The following is a 19,028-nucleotide window of genomic DNA, read 5'->3' as shown; positions in this document are numbered from 1 at the left end:
TGCCTCAGCCTTTCGCCGTGCGCTTGGTCTTCTTGGGATCGTCGAACGGCAAGGGCTGCGCCGTCGCCTTGATCGATCCGCTCTTGTTGCGGATTTCGAGCTTGGTGTCCTTGACCGCGCAGTCGACGTCGAGCCGGGCGATGCCCATCGATTTCTTGACCAGCGGCGAATACATGGCGCAGGTCACCACGCCGACCTTTTTACCGTCGCGATAGACCGGCGCGCCTTCATCGGCTGGCTCCTTGCCGTCGAGCAGGACGCCGTAGATCTTGAAGCGCTCCTTGCCTTTCAGGCGATAGTGCTCCTCGGCACCGCGAAAACCGGTCTTGCCGGGGCTGACGGTGAAGTCGAGGCCGAGTTCCCACAGCGTGTCGCCGGGGCCTTCATTGTCGAACGGGTATTTCTGCGAATTGTCATAGGGGTAAAAGAGCAGATAGCTCTCGACTCGCAGCATATCGAGCGTGGTGAAGCGGCAGGGAATGATGCCGAGACTTTTGCCCTCGTCGAGGATCCTGTCCCAGATCGTGCCGGCATCCTGGCCACGGCAGAAAATCTCGTAGCCGCGCTCGCCGGTGTAGCCGGTGCGCGAGATCATGACGGGGAAGCCGAAGAGCTGCGTCTGCATGTGATGGAAGTAGTTGAGGTCGCGAATGCCCGGCACGTGCTTGGCCAGATAGTCGACCGCCGTCGGCCCCTGCAGCGACAAATCGTGCAGATTGTCGTCGAAGCGCAGCGACACGTCCCGGCCCATGGCCGCTCGCTGCAATTCCTCATGGCCGGTGCCCGAGCCGTGCACCACCATCCAGGAATTCGGCCCGGTACGGTAGAGGATACAATCGTCGGTGAATTTTCCCGCTTCGTTCAGCATGCAGGCGTAAGCCGACTTGCCGGGATAGATTTTCTCCACGTCGCGCGTGGTGGCGAGGTCGATCAGGTGCGAGGCGTGCGGCCCTGTGATGTGAACCTTCTTCAGGCCGGAAACATCCATAAGTCCGGCCTTGGTGCGGATGGCGACATATTCCTCATCGGCATCCTTGTCATAGGTCCAGGCGGTGCCCATTCCGCTCCAGTCTTCGAGTTTCGACCCCAGAGCGCGATGGCGATCCGCCAGGGTTGAAAATCTCCAGGATGCCGTCATCCGCTCGTCCTCCGTTCGAAAATCATGCTGTTCCCTGCTCCTTTGCCCGAGGCCGGAGCTTTGGATGGAATATTGACCGCAAACGCGGGAAGCCTGCAATCCCCTTGAAGCAAATAATTTCATTGTCAGGCAAAATTGTTCACTCGAAGCGAGCGGTTAACTCTACGCAAATTCGTCTTGACAAGTCGGGGATTCGAGCGGAACTTATGAAAAAAATTTCACTCTCTTGAAAGAGGGCGGCGGGCGGTGGATTCGGAACCGGGCGTCGGCAAAGAAGGGGAAAACCGATGTCAGACCTGCAGCAGCGCATCGAAGCGCTGTACCGCTCCGATTTGCGCGGATCCGCGCTTCTGATCGTCTGCCTGTGGGCGACGATCCTCTTCGTCCTCCTCATGACTTGGCCATACATTCCGCAGGGCGGCATCAAGGCCGTCGTAGCCATGGCCGCCGCCGCGGTGCTCATCTTCAACACGGCGGCCATCCTGGCGATGGTCAAACACTACAAGGAAGACAAGGAGTTCATCTACGGGCTCGACATCAAGAACGCCGACGCGTCCCGCAACCGCAAGTCCTGAGGGGAGAAACAATGTCCCGCTACACGCCGCCGGAGCAGAGCAAGGCCGCGCAAGTCTTCGACATCGCCGTTGTCGTGGTCGCCATCTTCGTGGCGCTGTGGCTACCGCTGAAGCTTGGTCTTGCCGGGGCCGCAAAATCCATCGATGCACTCGATGCCAAGACCTGGGAAGCGCTCGGGCAGAATCCGACCATGGCCTCGATCTGGGAAAAGCTCGGCTATACGCCGGAGACCGCGCACGACATCATCCAGAACCGGTTCCACTACATCATCGACTGGCCGACACTGATCATCATGGCGGCCGTCCTGATCGGTTATTTCGTGTTCCTGTTCCGGGCATCCGACCGCGAATATCGCGATGTCATCAACGAGAAGTTCGACGACAAATAGAGTTTGGCGACGAAGAATTTGGGGACACGATCATGTGGGTGGCACTCTCTTACGCATGCTGGGGCATCTCGATCGTGCTCGCGCTGTGGATGCTCTACGACTGGTTCAAGATCGATACAAACTACTCCGAGGACGTTCTGACCTCGTCGCGTGAAGGCGAGCTTGAAGCCGCTTCCGAAAAACACCGGATCTGAGTGGGGATTGATCGATGACGGTCGCGCTTGAAAACAACATCACCACCACAATTCACGGCGACCGGGTATCGCTGCTTCGGGTGCTCGGCCCGGCCCATGTCTGGGCGCTCGGTGTCGGCATCGTTCTGGTCGGCGAGTTCACCGGCTGGAATTTCTCGGCCGACAAGGGCGGCGCGCTGGCGGCCCTGATCGTGTGCTGGGTCGTCGGACTGCTCTACACCTCGGTGGCCATGATCGATTCCGAGGTGACGTCGACTGTCGCCGCCGCCGGCGGCCAGTACGCCCAGGCCAAGCACATCGTGGGCCCGCTGATGGCGTTCAACGTCGCGCTGTTCCTGGTCTTTGCCTACACGATGCTGGAAGTGTCTGACGCCATCCTGCTCGGCGACACGATCGTCGCCAAGGCCGGAGTCGAAGGGCTAACCCACAATTCCTTCATCGCCGCGACCATCGTGGTGCTGGCCTGGCTCAACTATCGCGGCGTGCTGATGACGCTCAACGTCAATTTCGTCATCACGGCAATCGCCTATGTCTCGATCGTCGTCCTGTTCTTCTCGGTCAGCCCGTGGACGCAAGGCGCGGTGCTGAAGCTCAACGAACTGGTCACTCCAGGCAACGCGCTGCCCTATGGCTGGATCGGGGTCATTGCCGCCTTCCAGTTCGGCATCTGGTATTATCTCGGCATCGAAGGCACCACGCAGGCGGCCGAAGAGGTGCGCTCGCCCGCACGCTCGCTGCCCTACGGCACGATGGCCGGCATGATCACGCTTCTGATCGCCGCCGCCATGACCTGGTATGTCTGCGCCTCGCTGATGCCCTGGGAATATCTCGGCATCACCTATTATCCGCTGTGGGATGCCGGCAAGCTGACCGGAAGCCCGCTGCTCGAGAACCTTCTGTTCATAGCGACGCTGCTCGCCGCGCTTGCCTCGGCAAACGGCTGCATCAACGACGCGGCGCGCGCCTGGTTCTCGCTCGGCCGCGACCGCTATCTGCCGAGCTGGTTCTCGGCGGTGCATCCGAAATACCGCACGCCCTACCGCTCGATCCTGTTCCTGCTGCCGATCGCGCTGGCCTTCGCCTTCATCGCCGATCTCAACCAGGCGATCACCTTCTCGATCCTGTCGGGGGTCCTGCAGTACACTTTCATGAGCATCAACATCATGATGTTCCGCAAGAAGTGGCCGCTGGGGTCGATCCGCCGCGGCTACACGCACCCCTTCCATCCGCTGCCGGCAATCGTGCTGTTCTGCCTGTGCGTGGTGACCTTCTTCGCCATCTTCCTCGGCTTCGGCTCGCAGTTGATCGCCATGGTCGCTTTCTATTTCCTGATCTCGCTGTGGTTCCACTTCTACCGCTACAAATTCGTGCGGCGTGGCGACCAGTTCACCATGCCGTGGCCGAAACCGCAGGGCTATTGATGGGAGTAGGCCCGCCCAGGATCTGGACGGGCCTTGCACGATAAAATGTCCGAGGTGACATCAGCACTGCTTGCCGGGGCAATTGTCCTGGCTCTCGTCCTTCACTTTGCGTGGCTGGCACGCCGCAGCCGCGACAGGGCCTCGGCCGCGCTCGCCGCCGACGAGGCCAGCATTCGCACCGTCGTCGCGGACGTGGCCAATGTCTCGGAGGGCACGGCCGGCGTCATCACCTGGGAAGGATCGTGGAACGGCCATCATGTCCAGTTGCGCACCATCGTCGACACGCTTGCGACACGAAAGCTGCCGGCGCGCTGGCTGTCGGTGTCCCTTACCGAAAAGGTCGCGGTGCCGGCGGTGTTCGACATGATGATGCGGCCGGGCTCGCCGACGACATTCTCCAATTTCGACCATCTGGACCATACGCTGCCGAAAGCTCCGGGATTTCCGGCCGAAGCGGTGCTGCGGACGGACCGCAGAGGCACGCGTTTTCCGCAAGGCATCATCGCCGGCCATCTCGAACCCTTTGCGGATGGCCGCGCCAAGGAGCTGCTGATCACGCCAAACGGAGTGCGCATCGTGTGGTTGCTGGCCGAGGCCGAGCGGGCACGCTACGGGGTCTTCAGGCAGGCCGCGTTCGGTGACACGCGTATCGATGCGACGCTGATCGAACGGCTGCTCGTATCTCTCTCGAAGCTGCGCGACGCCATCAACCGAAGCGAACGGCAGGCCGCATGAGCACTTCAAACACTTCGCCGGCGCCAGTGAGCCCTTATCTCGTCCTGGGCGCCGCAATCGTGCTGCCGGCAAGCGGGCATGTCATTCTTGGCGTACCGGTGCGCGGACTGCAGTTCCTTTTCTTCATGGTCATTCTGGCCTGGGTGACCGCCAAGATTTCGCCGCCGGATGCCAACTTCGTCGGCCGTCACGCCGGCGGCTTCCTGATCTATGCGCTGTCGATCCTCGACGCCTATAAGATCGCCCGTATCCGCGCCGCCAAATGGGCTCATAATGCCCAGCGCGAGGGCGATGTTACGCAGAGTGGCATTGAGCCGCATACGTAACCAGAGGAAAATTTTTTTCATCCCATTGAATTCAAGGATTTCATTCGGTACATCATCTCTAGTCACAAACGTCGGGAGGCTGACATGTGCGGAATCGTTGGACTTTTCCTGAAGGACAAGGCGCTGGAGCCGAAGCTCGGCGCGATGCTGTCGGAGATGCTGGTATCGCTCAGCGATCGTGGCCCCGACAGCGCCGGCATCGCCATCTATGGCGCGACATCGGGCAACGAGGCCAAGATCACCATCCAGTCGCCGAAGCCTGACCGCGATTTCCGCGGGCTGGACGCCGAACTCGCCAAGGCTCTCGGAGCGCCGGTGAGCATTGCGGTGAAATCGACACACGCGGTGGTCAGGACCACGCCCGACAAGGTCGACGCGGCGCGTGAAGCCCTTCAGTCGCTCAGGCCCGATGTCCGCATCATGGGCGCCGGCGAAGCGGTTGAAATCTACAAGGAAGTCGGCCTGCCGGAGGCCGTCGTCGATCGCTTCGATGTCCGCAAGATGACCGGCACGCATGGCATCGGCCACACCCGCATGGCGACGGAATCGGCCGTGACGACGATGGGCGCGCATCCCTTCTCGACCGGCGCCGACCAGTGCCTGGTGCACAATGGTTCGCTGTCCAACCACAACAATGTCCGCCGCGAGCTGGTGCGCGAAGGCATGAAATTCGAGACCGAGAACGATACCGAGGTCGCCGCTGCCTACCTTTCCTCGCAGATGGCGCACGGCAAGAATCTCGGCGAGGCGCTGGAAGGCACGCTCTCCGACCTCGACGGCTTCTTCACCTTCGTCGTCGGCACCAAGAATGGTTTTGGCGTGGTGCGCGATCCGATCGCCTGCAAGCCCGCCGTGATGGCCGAGACCGACCAGTATGTCGCCTTCGGCTCGGAATATCGGGCACTGACCAAACTGCCCGGCATCGACAATGCGAGGGTCTGGGAACCGGAGCCCGCAACCGTTTATTTCTGGGAGCATTGAGTTCATGCCGGCAACCTCCAAGGCAACGCGCGAAAGCCATGCGCGCGTCTTCGACCTCGACGTCCAGTCGTTGCGGGAACTCAACCAGGCGCTCCATAAGCTGACCGCCGGCTCGAATGAGACGGCATGGGAAGTGCTCAACCCGAAAGGCAACCACTCGGTCGCCGTCGGTGTCGACCAGCCCGTCAGCATCGATGTGCGCGGCAGCGTCGGCTATTATTGCGGCGGCATGAATTCGGGCAGCGCCATCACCGTGCACGGCTCTGCGGGCCCCGGCGTCGGTGAAAACATGATGGCGGGCTCGATAACGGTGAAAGGCGACGCCAGCCAGTATGCCGGCGCCACCGGCAGGGGCGGGCTGCTGGTCATCGAGGGCAATGCCTCGTCGCGCTGCGGCATCTCGATGAAGGGCATCGACATCGTCGTGCACGGCAATATCGGCCACATGTCGGCCTTCATGGCGCAGTCCGGCAATCTCGTGGTTTTGGGCGATGCCGGTGATGCGCTGGGCGATTCCATCTACGAGGCACGGCTTTTCGTGCGCGGCAAGGTCGATAGTCTGGGCGCCGACTGCATCGCCAAGGAGATGCGGCCCGAACATCTGGAATTGCTGCAGGGCCTGCTCGACCGCGCCGGCGTGACTGGGGTAAAGCCGTCGGAGTTCAAGCGCTACGGTTCGGCGCGCACGCTCTACAATTTCAATATCGACAACGCCGACGCGTATTGAGGCAAGATGACGTACCGCAACCCGCCGACGACACCGCGCAAATCCGCGACCTTCGACGACTACACGCTTTCCGAAATCCGCCGCGCCGCGGCGACCGGCATCTACGATATCAGAGGTGCCGGCGCCAAACGCAAGCTGCCGCATTTCGATGACCTCCTGTTCCTCGGCGCCTCGATCTCGCGCTATCCGCTGGAAGGCTATCGCGAGCGTTGCGACACATCCGTGGTGCTGGGGTCGCGGCATGCGAAGAAGCCGATCGAACTGAAAATTCCGATCACCATCGCCGGCATGAGCTTCGGCTCGCTGTCCGGCCCGGCGAAGGAAGCGCTCGGGCGCGGCGCGACGCTGTCCGGCACCTCGACCACGACCGGCGATGGCGGCATGACCGAGGAAGAGCGCGGCCATTCCAAGCAACTGGTCTATCAATACCTGCCGTCGCGCTACGGCATGAACCTGCGCGACCTGCGCCGCGCCGATGCCATCGAGGTGGTCGTCGGCCAGGGCGCCAAGCCGGGTGGCGGCGGCATGCTGCTCGGCCAGAAGATTTCCGACCGTGTCGCCGAAATGCGCACGCTGCCGAAAGGCATCGACCAGCGCTCGGCCTCGCGCCACCCCGACTGGACCGGCCCGGACGATCTCGAGATCAAGATCCTCGAACTGCGCGAAATCACCGACTGGGAAAAACCGATCTACGTCAAGGTCGGCGGCGCCCGCCCCTACTATGACACAGCGCTCGCGGTGAAGGCCGGCGCCGACGTCGTCGTGGTCGACGGCATGCAGGGCGGCACGGCGGCGACGCAGGAAGTGTTCATCGAAAATGTTGGGCAGCCGACGCTCGCCTGCATCAGGCCGGCGGTGCAGGCGCTGCAGGACCTCGGCATGCACCGCAAGGTGCAGCTGATCGTCTCCGGCGGCATCCGCAACGGCGCCGATGTCGCCAAGGCGCTGGCGCTCGGCGTCGACGCGGTGTCGATCGGCACCGCGGCGCTCGTCGCGCTCGGCGACAATGATCCCCGCTGGGAGGCGGAGTACAACGAACTCGGCACCACATCAGGCGCCTATGACGACTGGCACGAGGGCAAGGACCCTGCCGGCATCACCACGCAGGACCCGGAACTGATGAAGCGGGTCGACCCCGTGGCCGCCGGCCGCCGGTTGGCGAACTATCTCAAGGTGATGACGCTGGAGGCGCAGACCATCGCCCGCGCCTGCGGTAAGAACAGCCTGCACAATCTCGAACCCGAGGACCTCGTCGCATTGACGATCGAGGCAGCCGCCATGGCCGGCGTGCCGCTGGCCGGCACCAACTGGATACCGGGGAAGAACGGCTTCTAACACACACCCGAAATACCATAAGCGAGGAACTATAATGGGGAACGATCTCGCCGCTTTCGCCAAAAAGAACGGCGTCAAATATTTCATGATTTCCTACACTGACCTGTTCAGTGGCCAGCGTGCCAAGCTGGTGCCGGCGCAGGCGATCGCCGATATGCAGAAGGATGGTGCGGGCTTTGCCGGGTTCGCCACCTGGCTCGATCTGACGCCGGCGCATCCCGACATGCTGGCGGTGCCGGATCCGGACTCCGTCATCCAGTTGCCGTGGAAACCGGAAGTCGCCTGGGTCGCGGCCAACTGCATCATGGACGACAAGGAGGTCGACCAGGCGCCGCGCAACACGCTGAAGCGGCTGATCGCCGAGGCAGCCGCCGACGGCATGCATGTCAAGACCGGCGTCGAAGCCGAGTTTTTCCTGATCTCGCCTGACGGCAAGGCGATCTCCGACGAATACGACACGGCATCGAAGCCTTGCTACGACCAGCAAGCCGTGATGCGCCGTTACGATGTCATCGCCGAGATCTGCGACCACATGCTGGCGCTCGGCTGGGGCGCCTACCAGAACGACCACGAGGACGCCAACGGCCAGTTCGAGATGAACTGGGCCTTCGACGACGCGCTGCCGACCGCCGACAAGCATTCGTTCTTCAAGTTCATGGTCAAGTCGATCGCGGAAAAGCACGGCCTGCGCGCCACCTTCATGCCCAAGCCCTTCCAGGGCCTGACCGGCAATGGCTGCCATGCCCACATCTCTGTCTGGGACAAATCAGGCAAGACCAATGTCTTCGCCGACAATTCAATGGAGCTTGGCCTGTCGGCCAAGGGCAAGAACTTCCTCGGCGGCATCATGAAGCACGCCTCCGCACTCGCCGCGATCACCAACCCGACGGTCAATTCCTATAAGCGCATCAACGCGCCGCGCACCATTTCGGGTGCGACCTGGGCGCCGAACACGGTGACCTGGACCGGCAACAACCGCACCCACATGGTGCGCGTGCCCGGCCCTGGACGTTTCGAATTGCGCCTGCCGGATGGCGCGGCCAACCCCTATCTCCTGCAGGCGGTCATCATCGCCGCCGGCCTCGACGGCATCCGTTCGAAGGCCGATCCGGGCAAGCGCTACGACATCGACATGTACCAGCACGGCCACACGGTGAAGGGCGCGCCGAAACTGCCGCTCAACCTGCTCGACGCCTTGCGCGAGTTCGACAAGGACAAATCGCTCAAGGCGGCGCTGGGTGAGGAATTCTCGTCGGCATATCTAAAGCTGAAGCACCAGGAATGGAATTCCTATGCCTCGCACTTCACGCAATGGGAGCGCGACCACACGCTGGACATTTGATCGTCCTGGCGGTGCGAGCGACCTCGGAATGAACGTATGAAATACTCGATCTTCTCGCTCGCGCGCGCCGCTCTTTCCGGCCACAAAAACTGGCAACGCACCTGGCGCGACGCTGCGCCGAAGGACCGCTACGACGTGGTGATCATCGGCGGCGGCGGCCATGGGCTCGCCACCGCCTGGTTCCTGGCCAGCGAGTTCGGCATCAAGAATGTCGCGGTGCTGGAAAAGGGCTGGATCGGCTCCGGCAATGCCGGCCGCAACACGACCATCATCCGCTCCAATTACGGCCTGCCCGGCAACACCGGCTTCTACGAATTGTCGATGAAGCTGTGGGAGCGGATGGAGCAGGACCTCAACTACAACGCGATGGTCAGCCAGCGCGGCGTTCTCAACCTCTATCATTCCGACGCGCAGCGCGATGCCTATGCGCGGCGCGGCAACACCATGCGCATCAACGGCATCGATGCCGAACTGCTCGACCAGCCGGCGCTGAAGAAGATGCTGCCGTTCCTGAATTTCGACCATGCGCGCTTCCCGGTGCAAGGCGGGCTGCTGCAACGGCGCGGCGGCACGGCGCGCCACGATGCGGTGGCCTGGGGCTACGCCCACGCTGCCAGTGAACTTGGCGTCGACATCATCCAGAATTGCGAAGTCACCGGCTTTGTCAGGGACGCGAACGGCAAGGTGACCGGCGTCGAGACCTCGCGCGGCAGGATCGGCGCCGGCAAGGTCGGCATGGCGGTTGCCGGCTCTTCCTCGCGCGTCGCTGATATGGCGGGCCTGCGCCTGCCTATCGAAAGCCATGTGCTGCAGGCCTTCGTCTCCGAGGCGATCAAGCCGCTCATCCCCGGCGTCATGACGTTTGGCGCCGGACATTTCTATGTCAGCCAGTCCGACAAGGGCGGCCTCGTCTTCGGCGGCGACATCGACGGCTACAATTCCTACGCCCAGCGCGGCAATCTGCCTGTGATGGAGGATGTCTGCGAGGGCGGCATGGCGATCATCCCGATGATCGGCCGCGTGCGGCTGTTGCGCCAGTGGGGCGGCATCATGGACATGTCGATGGACGGCTCGCCGATCATCGACAAGACACCGGTCGACGGGCTCTATCTCAATGCCGGCTGGTGCTATGGCGGCTTCAAGGCGACACCCGGCTCGGGCCTTGTCTTCGCCCATCTGATCGCGCGCGATGAATCGCACAAGGAGGCCGCGCGCTTCCGCCTCGACCGGTTCCGGACCGGTGCGGTGATCGACGAAAAGGGCCAGGGCGCCCAACCGAACCTGCACTGAAGGCGGCTGGAACCATGCGCATTACCTGTCCCTTCTGCGGCGAACGCGACCTCGGCGAATTCACCTATCTCGGCGACGCCAAGCCGGTGCGGCCGGCGGCCGACGCCGGCGAGGACGCCGTCTATGACTATGTCTATCTGCGCGACAATATCGCCGGCGTGATGGACGAGAACTGGTATCACGGCGGCGGCTGCCGGGCCTGGCTGAAGGTCACCCGCAACACGCTGACGCACGAGATTTCGGCCGTTGAGCCGGCAGCGGGCGCCGGGGCGAGGCAGGTTGCGAAATGAGCAATTTTGCTAACGTCGCCGCCCTTCGCCATGAAATGAGAGGCCGGACACCATGACCTCTCATCGCCTCTCTTCCGGCGGTCTCGTCGACCGTTCGGCGCCGCTGAATTTCAGTTTCGACGGCAAGAGCTACTCCGGCTTCAAAGGCGACACGCTTGCCTCGGCACTGGTTGCCAACGGCGTCAAGCTGGTCGGCCGCTCGTTCAAGTATCACCGGCCGCGCGGCATCCTGACAGCGGGGTCGGAAGAGCCCAACGCGTTGGTCGAACTGCGCAGCGGCGCGCGGCGCGAGCCGAACACCAAGGCGACGACGGCCGAACTCTATGAAGGTCTTGAGGCCGCCAGCCAGAACCGCTGGCCGTCGCTCAATTTCGACGTCATGTCGGTCAACCAGCTGTTCGCGCCGATCTTCGTCGCCGGCTTCTACTACAAGACCTTCATGTGGCCGGCGAAGTTCTGGGAAGCGATCTACGAGCCGGCAATCCGACGCGCCGCCGGCCTTGGCCGCGCGGCGGGCATCGCCGATCCCGACCACTACGACAAGGCGTGGGCGCATTGCGATGTGCTGATCGCCGGCTCGGGCCCGACCGGCCTCGCGGCCGCATTGGCCGCAGGCCGCACGGGTGCGCGCGTCATCCTGTGCGAGGAGGATTTTACCCCCGGCGGCCGCCTGCTTGCCGATGGCGGCACGATCGACGGCATGCCGGCGGCCGAATGGCTTTCACGGACGCTGGCTGAACTTGGATCCCTGCCCGACGTGCGCATAATGACGCGCACGACGCTGTTCGGCGTCTATGACGGCGGCACCTATGGCGCGATCGAGCGCGTCAACGACCACGTGCCCTCGCCGCCCGAGCATCAGGTGCGGCAGCGTCTGTGGCGGATCGTGGCCAAGCGCTGCGTCGTCGCCGCAGGCGCGCTCGAACGGCCGATCGTCTTTGCCGGCAACGACGCGCCAGGCGTGATGATGGCGTCCGCCATGCGCAGCTATATCACACGTTACGCGGCGGCCCCGGCCAAGCGCATGGCGCTGTTCACCAACAACGAGGATGGCTGGCGCACGGTCGAGACCGCACTCGGTGCCGGCTTGCAAGTGGCGGCCGTGATCGACGCGCGCGCGGAGATTTCGCCGGCGCATCGTTCGCTTGCCAGCAAGGGCGGCTTTCCCGTTCTGCATGGCTCGGTTAGAGGCATCGATGGCGGCAAGAGTGGCGTGCGCAAGATTTCGGTCTCGCTCCCCGGCGGCGCGCGTGCCGAAGTGGAAGCCGACGGGCTTGCCGTTTCCGGCGGATGGAACCCGACCGTGGGGCTCACCTCCTACCATCGCGGCCGGCCGAAATGGCGCGACGACATCGCCGCCTTCGTGCCTGACGGCGCACCGCCCGGCATGGTCGCAGCGGGCGCCGCAAACGGTGCCTTCGGACTTGGCGCCTGCCTGCGCGAAGGTTTTGCGGCGGGCGTGACGGCGGCACGCGATGCCGGACGTGGCAATGGTTCAGGCTCCACGCCGGTGGCCGATGACGAGGCCTTTTCGCTGACGCCGCTGTGGCATGTCGCCGGCAAGGGCAAGGCCTTTGTCGACCAGCAGCATGACGTCACCGCATCCGACATCGAGTTGGCGCAGCGTGAGGGTTTTGAATCGGTCGAGCACCTGAAGCGCTACACCACGCTTGGCATGGCGACCGACCAGGGCAAGACCTCGAATGTCGCCGGCCTCGCCATCATGGCGGCGGTCACGGGCAGATCCATTCCCGAGACGGGCACCACGATCTACCGGCCGCCTTACGTGCCGGTGGCCATCGGCGCCTTCGCCGGCCATCACCGCGACGAGACTTTTCACGCGACACGGCTGACGCCGTCGCATCACTGGGCCGCCGAGCAGGGTGCGATCTTCGTCGACACCGGTTTATGGAAACGGGCACAGTGGTATCCGCGCGCCGGCGAGAAGGACTGGCTGGAATCGGTGACCCGCGAGGTCAAGGCGGTGCGCGGCGGCGTCGGCTTCTGCGATGTCTCGACGCTGGGCAAGATCGACGTGCATGGCGCGGACGCCGGCGCCTTCCTCGACCGCGTCTACATCAACACCTTCTCCAATCTTGCCGTCGGCAAGGCGCGCTATGGGCTGATGCTGCGCGAGGACGGCATCGTCTATGATGACGGCACGACGTCGCGGCTGGCCGAGGACCACTATTTCCTGACCACCACGACGGCCAAGGCCGGGCTGGTGATGCAGCATCTCGAGTTCTGCCGGCAGGTGCTGTTTCCGGAACTCGATGTCCAGCTTACTTCGGTCTCCGACCAGTGGGCGCAGTTCTCCATTGCCGGACCCAAGACCCGCGATCTGTTGAAAGAGATCGTCGATCCTTCGGAAGACCTCTCCAACGAAGGTTTCCCTTTCATGGGCGCGCGCGAAGTCGCGTTGCGCGGCGGCGTCAAGGCGCGGCTGTTCCGCATCTCCTTCTCCGGCGAAATGGCGTTCGAGATTTCGGTGCCGGCACGCTACGGCGAGGCGATGGCCCGCAATCTGATGATTGCGGGCCATCCGTTCGGTGTGACGCCTTACGGCACCGAGGCGCTCGGCGTCATGCGCATCGAAAAGGGCCATGTCGCCGGACCGGAGCTCTCCGGCACGACAACCGCGGCCGATCTTGGCCTCGGCAAGATGATGTCGACCAAAAAGGATTTCATTGGCCGCGTCATGGCCGGACGCGAGGCGCTGATTGCAGCGGACCGGCAGGTGGTCGTTGGCATCAAGCCGACCGACAAGGCGCGACGGCTACGCTCCGGCGCGCACATCATTCCGAAGGGGCAGACGCCCGGGCCTGATAACGACCAGGGCTATGTCACCTCGGTCTGCTTCTCGCCGACATCAGACCACTGGATCGGGCTTGCCCTTGTCGAGCGCGGCCGTGAGCGTATCGGCGAGATCGTGCATGCGCACGATCCGTTGCGCGGCGAAGACTATGACGTCGAGATTTGCAATCCCGTCTTCTACGATCCGGATGGAGGGCGCCAGCGTGGCTGAGTTTTCCTGGGAGACCCGCAGCCCGCTTGATCGCGCACTCGTTGCCGGGCCTCATGGTGCGAGCGGCGATGCCGGCGTGTCGCTGACCGAGATCCGCAATCTCGACCTCGTCCAGGTAATGGCGCGGCGTGGCAAGGCGGCTGAGATGGCCGAGGCGGCCAAGGCTCGCTTTGGCGTTGCTGCTCCGGAAACGCCGAACGCGCTCGGCGCGGCGGATGCCACGTTGATCTGGTCGGGGCCGGATCAGTTCCTTGCCCTGTCGACAGGCGGCAAGCATTCGATCGAGGCCCTTGAGCCCGGCTTTACCGGCTCGGCCTCGCTTTCCGACCAGTCGCATGCGCGGGTGTTGATCAGCATCTCCGGCGCCAAGGCGCGGACCATGCTGGCCAAGCTGTCGTCGATCGACCTGCACCCCGATGTTTTTGGCGTAGGCGCGGCGGCAGCCACGTCGATGGACCACACCAGCGTCACACTGTGGCGCGGCGCGGATCGCGACGGACAGGCGGTGTTCAATCTGCTGGTGTTCGCGACCTTTGCCGAGAGCCTGTGGCACACCATTCTGGACTCGGCCGCGGAGTATGGCGTCGAGATCGGGCATTCCGAGGAATTGGCGTAGCGGCGACGCCCCCTTCCTTCCCCCCTTGTGGGGGAAGGTGGATCGGCGCGATAGCGCCGAGACGGATGAGGGGTGTTCCAGCGGAGTGAGACGTTTGCGTTCCCTGGAACACCCCTCATCCGACCTCGCTTCGCGAGGCCACCTTCTCCCACAAGGGGAGAAGGGAAGATCAGGCGGCGCCTTGCCAAAAGCGACCACCCTGCTATTCTCTCAGCGAAAATAATTTTACACACAGGCAAACTAGTTTCTCGAACCGCAAGCTGAGATGAGCCAGTCGCCCTACCCCGCTGTCACTGCCGGACCGCCAAGGCCAAGTCTCATCCTGAGGCCCGGCCAGATCGCGCTGCCGGCGGGGATGGAACGCTACACGATCCAGGGCAATGGCGCGGTGCTGATCGAGGTCGAGGCGGGCGATACGGTCACGGTGCGCAACGTCGAGGGTGGTCAGGCCTGCGAGTTGCTGGCCTGGGATAAGTCGGGCGTCACCGACCCCGGCATTCTCGGCGAGAAATCCAACAGCAATGCCGCCGGCATCAAGGCGTTGCTCGCAGAGGGCGATGACAGCATCGCATCGCTGCGCCGCGGCCTTGAGCGCCGGCAGGTACAACTCGATCAGCCCAGAGCGGTGCGCGTGTTCGGCGGCGCCACGCCGGCCGGCACCGAGCAGAGCTTTTCGGTCCAGCGCGACGGCGCGCTGCTGATCGCGGCGCCTGGCGGGCCTATGCTGGTCGACGGCCACAACACGGCGACGACGCTGACCGTGATCGTGCGCCGCGCCACCATCCGGCTGAAGACGAGAGGGCAGCTTGCCGATCCGCTCGCCGATCCGGTGCTCGATCTCAGGGTGCATTCGGCAACCGCCGAATCCTATTTCGTCAAGGCCGGCGACTATCTGCAGATCATCGATGTCGACGGCCGCCAGTGCACCGACTTCCAATGCTTCTCGGCGCGCAAGCTCGACAAGGGCCTCGACCATCCGCTCGACGTCACGACGACGCGCACGCTGATGGGCGCGAGCTATCCGATGCCCGGCCTGCATTCGAAATATTACGACCAGGACATGGAGCCGCTGGTCGAGGTGGTGCAGGACATGTGCGGCCGGCACGACGCCTTCGCGCTCGCCTGTGCGGCGAAGTATTACGACGACATCGGCTATCCCGGCCACACCAACTGCTCGGAGAATTTCAACCGCGCGCTCACCGGCAAGGGCGTCAATCCCCGCGCCGGCTGGATGGCGATCAACTTCTTCTTCAACACGGCGATTGACGCCCATGGCGTCATGGTGTCGGACGAGCCATGGTCGCGCGCCGGCGACTATGTCCTGCTCAGGGCGCTGACCGACATCGTCTGCGTTTCCTCAGCCTGTCCCGACGACACGACACCGGCCAATGGCTGGGACCTGACCGACATCCACGTGCGGACCTATTCCGGCCAGCACAAATTCTCGCGAGCGATCGCCAGACGCATGACGCCCGATTCGGAACCGAAAATGACCCGCGAGACAGCCTTTCACCAGAGCTTTGCCAAGCACACGCGCGACTTCGTCGAGTACAGGGGCTATTGGCTGGCCAATTCCTTCGCCAAAGAAGGGGCCATCGCCGAATACTGGGCCTGCCGGCAGGACGCGGTAATCATGGACCTGTCGCCGCTGCGCAAATTCGAGGTCACCGGCCCGGATGCCGAAGCGCTGCTGCAATACACGCTGACGCGCGACGTCAAGAAACTCGGCGCTGGCCAGGTCGTCTACTCCGCCATGTGCTACGAGCATGGCGGCATGATCGACGACGGCACGCTGCTCAGGCTCGGCAAGGACAATTTCCGCTGGGTCGGCGGCGACGATCTGTCCGGCGAATGGCTGCGCGAGACGGCGACAAAGCTCGGCCTCAACGTGCTGGTGCGCTCGTCCACCGACCAGATGCACAACATCGCTGTGCAAGGGCCAAAGAGCCGCGACATCCTGAAACAGGTGATCTGGACCTCGCCGCTACAGCCCTCGATCGAGGAACTCGAATGGTTCCGCTTCGCCGTCGCCAGGATCGGTGGCGGCAATGGCATTCCCATCGTCGTCTCGCGCACCGGCTATACCGGCGAACTCGGCTACGAGGTCTGGTGCCATCCGCGCGATGCCGAAAAGGTGTTCGACGCCATCTGGGAAGCCGGCCAGCCGCACGGGCTGAAGCCGATGGGCCTGCAGGCACTCGACATGGTGCGCATCGAGGCCGGGCTGATCTTCGCCGGTTACGAATTTTCCGACAAGATCGATCCGTTCGAGGCCGGTATCGGCTTTACCGTGCCGCTGAAGAGCAAGACCGACGATTTCATCGGCCGCGAGGCGCTGATCCGGCGCAAGGACCATCCGCAGACGAAGCTGGTCGGCCTCGAGATCGACGCCAATGTCGCCGTCGGCCATGGCGACTGCGTCCATGTCGGCCGCGCCCAGATCGGCGTCGTCACGTCGGGCATGCGCTCGCCAGTGCTGAACAAGAACATCGCGCTGGCGCGTCTCGACGTCACTCATGCCGCCATCGGCACGGAGGTCGAGATCGGCAAACTCGACGGCCATGCCAAGCGGCTGCCGGCCCGGGTCGTCGCCTTTGCCCACTACGATCCGCAAAAGACCAAACCACGCTCCTGACCTGCCCTTTTTGGGTTCGCAAAGCGCCCGCCGGCCACCCCGCCGGACGCTTTGTCATCAGCGCGCGCAAGCGTGATGTGCACGGTTTCACAAATCGCTTGACGTGACGGCGCGTCGGATCAATCTTCACTCTTAAGAAAAAAATACGACTGAGTGGAAACACTGCGGCCGGAACGGTCATTAGCCGGGGAGCAAGCTTCGCGTAGCCGAGGCATCGCTGGCGGGGAACATCGAAAAGGGGAACTCATCGACATGAGCACGATAAGTACGGTCCTGGACCAGCCTGCCGAAAGCAAGCTGCTCAGGCATATCGACTGGCGCGGCGCCTTCTGGGTGGCGAGCGGCGTTCCGGCGCTGGTCCTGTTCTCGATCGGCGGCATTGCCGGCACGACGGGAAAGCTGGCCTTCCTGATCTGGACGGTGTCCATGATCATGGGCTTCCTGCAGTCCTTCACCTATGCCGAGATCGCCGGCCTGTTTCCGAACAAGTCCGGCGGCGCCTCGATCTACGGCGCCACGGCGTGGCTGCGCTATTCCAAGTTCATCGCGCCGCTGTCGGTGTGGTGCAACTGGTTCGCCTGGTCGCCGGTGCTGTCGCTCGGCTGCTCGATCGCCGCCGCCTATATCCTCAACGCGCTGGCGCCGGTGCCGATCTTCACCGACACCTCGCCCGAGGTGGTGGCCTACATCGCCGCGCATGCCGGAACGGTTCCCGCAGACGCCGTCACCGCGGTGACCGCCGCCGCGACGCCGGCCATCCGTAACTGGACGCTGTGGAGCCACACGCTGGGCCCGGTCTCGTTCACGCTCAACGCCACTTTTTTCATCGGCGCGGTGCTGATGCTGATCATCTTCTCGATCCAGCATCGCGGCATCCTGGGCACCGCCAGCGTGCAGAAATATATCGGCCTGCTTGTCATCATCCCGATGCTGATCGTCGGCGTCGTGCCGATCTTCACCGGCCAGATCGACTGGGCAAACTTCTCGCCGTTGGTGCCGCTGGCAGCCGCCTACGCGCCGGACCCCGGCTCCTGGAACATCGCCGGCTGGACATTGGCGCTCGGCGGCATGTTCATCGCCGCCTGGTCGACCTATGGGTTTGAGACCGCCGTCTGCTACACGTCGGAGTTCAAGAACCCCGGCACCGATACGTTCAAGGCCATCTTCTATTCCGGCCTGCTCTGCATGCTCTTGTTCATCCTGGTGCCCTTCACCTTCCAGGGCGTGCTGGGCTTGAACGGCATGCTGGCAACGCCGATCGTCGACGGCTCAGGCGTGGCCGACGCGCTGGCCGGCATGGTCGGCGGCGGCAAGATTATCCACAGCCTGCTTGTCATGCTGATGATCCTGGCCCTGGTGCTCTGCATCATGACGGCGATGGCCGGCTCCTCGCGCACGCTCTACCAGGGCTCGGTCGACGGCTGGCTGCCGCGCTATCTCAGCCACGTCAACGAACACGGCGCGCCGACGCGGGCCATGTGGACTGACCTCTGCTTCAACCTGGCGGTTCTGGCGATCGCCTCGGCCGACGCGACGAGCTTCTTCTTCATCCTCGCCGTGTCGAACTGCGGCTACATCATCTTCAACTTCCTGAACCTCAATGCCGGCTGGATCCACCGCATCGACAACGGCCATATCGTACGGCCGTGGAAGGCGCCTAGCTGGCTCTTGGGGATCGGGGCGATCTTCGCCTATGTCAACGCCATCTTCATGGGCGCAGGCGCCAAGGTGTGGAACCCGATGGCCCTGTGGGCCGGCCTGATCACCGCGGCGCTGATCATCCCGGTGTTCTGCTTCCGCCACTACATCCAGGACAAGGGCAAATTCCCGGACCACATGCTGGCCGACCTCGGCATGGCGGGAGCCGACCTCTCGGTCAAGAAGGCGGGCATGCTGCCCTATCTGACGCTGGTCGCCGGCGTGGCGGTCATGCTCATCGCCAATTGGGTATTCGTCATCTGATGATCTGACCGCGGCCCAAGCCACTGCATCAAGGAAAACCGGCCGGT

General features: G+C 63.5%; 17 protein-coding genes. 16 read left to right on the top strand and 1 reads right to left on the bottom strand.

The window, feature by feature from the left end; genetic code table 11:
• Positions 1-4: 4 nt before the first annotated feature.
• Positions 5-1,138, bottom strand: coding sequence for an aminomethyltransferase family protein (locus EN808_RS14900; RefSeq protein WP_127870653.1), 1,134 nt, complete (start codon positions 1,136-1,138; stop codon positions 5-7).
• A 287-nt stretch (positions 1,139-1,425) separates the two neighbouring features.
• Here EN808_RS14900 and EN808_RS14895 point away from each other — a divergent pair, with 287 nt between their 5' ends.
• The 16 genes from EN808_RS14895 (at position 1,426) to EN808_RS14820 (ending at position 18,981) form a co-directional block, all read left to right on the top strand.
• Positions 1,426-1,713 carry a hypothetical protein gene (locus EN808_RS14895; RefSeq protein ID WP_127870652.1) on the top strand — a complete coding sequence of 96 codons (288 nt, stop codon included), beginning with the start codon at positions 1,426-1,428 and terminating at the stop codon, positions 1,711-1,713.
• Positions 1,714-1,724: 11 nt separating this feature from the next.
• Positions 1,725-2,102, top strand: a complete 378-nt coding sequence (locus EN808_RS14890) for a hypothetical protein (protein WP_127870651.1) — start codon at positions 1,725-1,727, stop codon at positions 2,100-2,102.
• A 32-nt stretch (positions 2,103-2,134) separates the two neighbouring features.
• Complete coding sequence (locus tag EN808_RS14885; RefSeq protein WP_127280937.1) at positions 2,135-2,296, top strand: hypothetical protein; 162 nt, start codon at positions 2,135-2,137, stop codon at positions 2,294-2,296.
• A 14-nt stretch (positions 2,297-2,310) separates the two neighbouring features.
• Entirely contained in the window at positions 2,311-3,717 is a 1,407-nt protein-coding gene (locus tag EN808_RS14880) for an APC family permease (RefSeq protein ID WP_127280936.1), read from the top strand.
• Positions 3,718-3,762: 45 nt separating this feature from the next.
• The gene (locus EN808_RS14875) at positions 3,763-4,452 is read left to right on the top strand and encodes a hypothetical protein (protein ID WP_167531348.1); all 690 of its coding nucleotides are present in this window, start codon (positions 3,763-3,765) and stop codon (positions 4,450-4,452) included.
• The gene (locus tag EN808_RS14870; protein ID WP_127870650.1) at positions 4,449-4,778 is read left to right on the top strand and encodes a hypothetical protein; all 330 of its coding nucleotides are present in this window, start codon (positions 4,449-4,451) and stop codon (positions 4,776-4,778) included. Before EN808_RS14875 ends, EN808_RS14870 begins: the two co-directional genes overlap by 4 nt.
• A gap of 84 nt (positions 4,779-4,862) precedes the next feature.
• The gene (locus EN808_RS14865) at positions 4,863-5,759 is read left to right on the top strand and encodes a glutamine amidotransferase family protein (protein WP_127870649.1); all 897 of its coding nucleotides are present in this window, start codon (positions 4,863-4,865) and stop codon (positions 5,757-5,759) included.
• 4 nt (positions 5,760-5,763) lie between these two features.
• Positions 5,764-6,486, top strand: coding sequence for a GXGXG domain-containing protein (locus EN808_RS14860; protein WP_135916235.1), 723 nt, complete (start codon positions 5,764-5,766; stop codon positions 6,484-6,486).
• Between the two features lie 6 nt (positions 6,487-6,492).
• Positions 6,493-7,821: an FMN-binding glutamate synthase family protein gene (locus EN808_RS14855; protein ID WP_015318914.1), complete on the top strand. Its 1,329-nt coding sequence runs from the start codon at positions 6,493-6,495 to the stop codon at positions 7,819-7,821.
• A gap of 34 nt (positions 7,822-7,855) precedes the next feature.
• A complete protein-coding gene (gene glnT / locus EN808_RS14850) occupies positions 7,856-9,163 on the top strand; it encodes a type III glutamate--ammonia ligase (RefSeq protein ID WP_135916234.1) in 1,308 nt (435 codons plus the stop codon).
• A gap of 36 nt (positions 9,164-9,199) precedes the next feature.
• On the top strand, positions 9,200-10,453 hold the full coding sequence (locus EN808_RS14845) for a sarcosine oxidase subunit beta family protein (protein ID WP_127870645.1): 1,254 nt from the start codon (positions 9,200-9,202) through the stop codon (positions 10,451-10,453).
• 14 nt (positions 10,454-10,467) lie between these two features.
• Positions 10,468-10,743, top strand: a complete 276-nt coding sequence (locus EN808_RS14840) for a sarcosine oxidase subunit delta (RefSeq protein ID WP_127870644.1) — start codon at positions 10,468-10,470, stop codon at positions 10,741-10,743.
• A gap of 52 nt (positions 10,744-10,795) precedes the next feature.
• Positions 10,796-13,768, top strand: a complete 2,973-nt coding sequence (locus EN808_RS14835; protein ID WP_135916233.1) for a sarcosine oxidase subunit alpha — start codon at positions 10,796-10,798, stop codon at positions 13,766-13,768.
• Positions 13,761-14,384 carry a sarcosine oxidase subunit gamma family protein gene (locus tag EN808_RS14830; protein ID WP_127277898.1) on the top strand — a complete coding sequence of 208 codons (624 nt, stop codon included), beginning with the start codon at positions 13,761-13,763 and terminating at the stop codon, positions 14,382-14,384. The genes EN808_RS14835 and EN808_RS14830 overlap by 8 nt, the downstream gene beginning before the upstream one ends.
• A 265-nt stretch (positions 14,385-14,649) precedes the next feature.
• On the top strand, positions 14,650-17,019 hold the full coding sequence (locus EN808_RS14825) for an aminomethyltransferase family protein (RefSeq protein WP_135916232.1): 2,370 nt from the start codon (positions 14,650-14,652) through the stop codon (positions 17,017-17,019).
• Between the two features lie 252 nt (positions 17,020-17,271).
• The gene (locus EN808_RS14820) at positions 17,272-18,981 is read left to right on the top strand and encodes an APC family permease (protein ID WP_135916231.1); all 1,710 of its coding nucleotides are present in this window, start codon (positions 17,272-17,274) and stop codon (positions 18,979-18,981) included.
• Positions 18,982-19,028: the final 47 nt, after the last annotated feature.

The sequence above is a fragment of the Mesorhizobium sp. M8A.F.Ca.ET.165.01.1.1 genome (genome assembly GCF_004792065.1).
In the GTDB taxonomy this organism is placed as follows: Bacteria; Pseudomonadota; Alphaproteobacteria; order Rhizobiales; family Rhizobiaceae; genus Mesorhizobium.
Note: the sequence above shows the minus strand (reverse complement) of the source record. Positions and strands in the feature narration are given on the sequence as shown.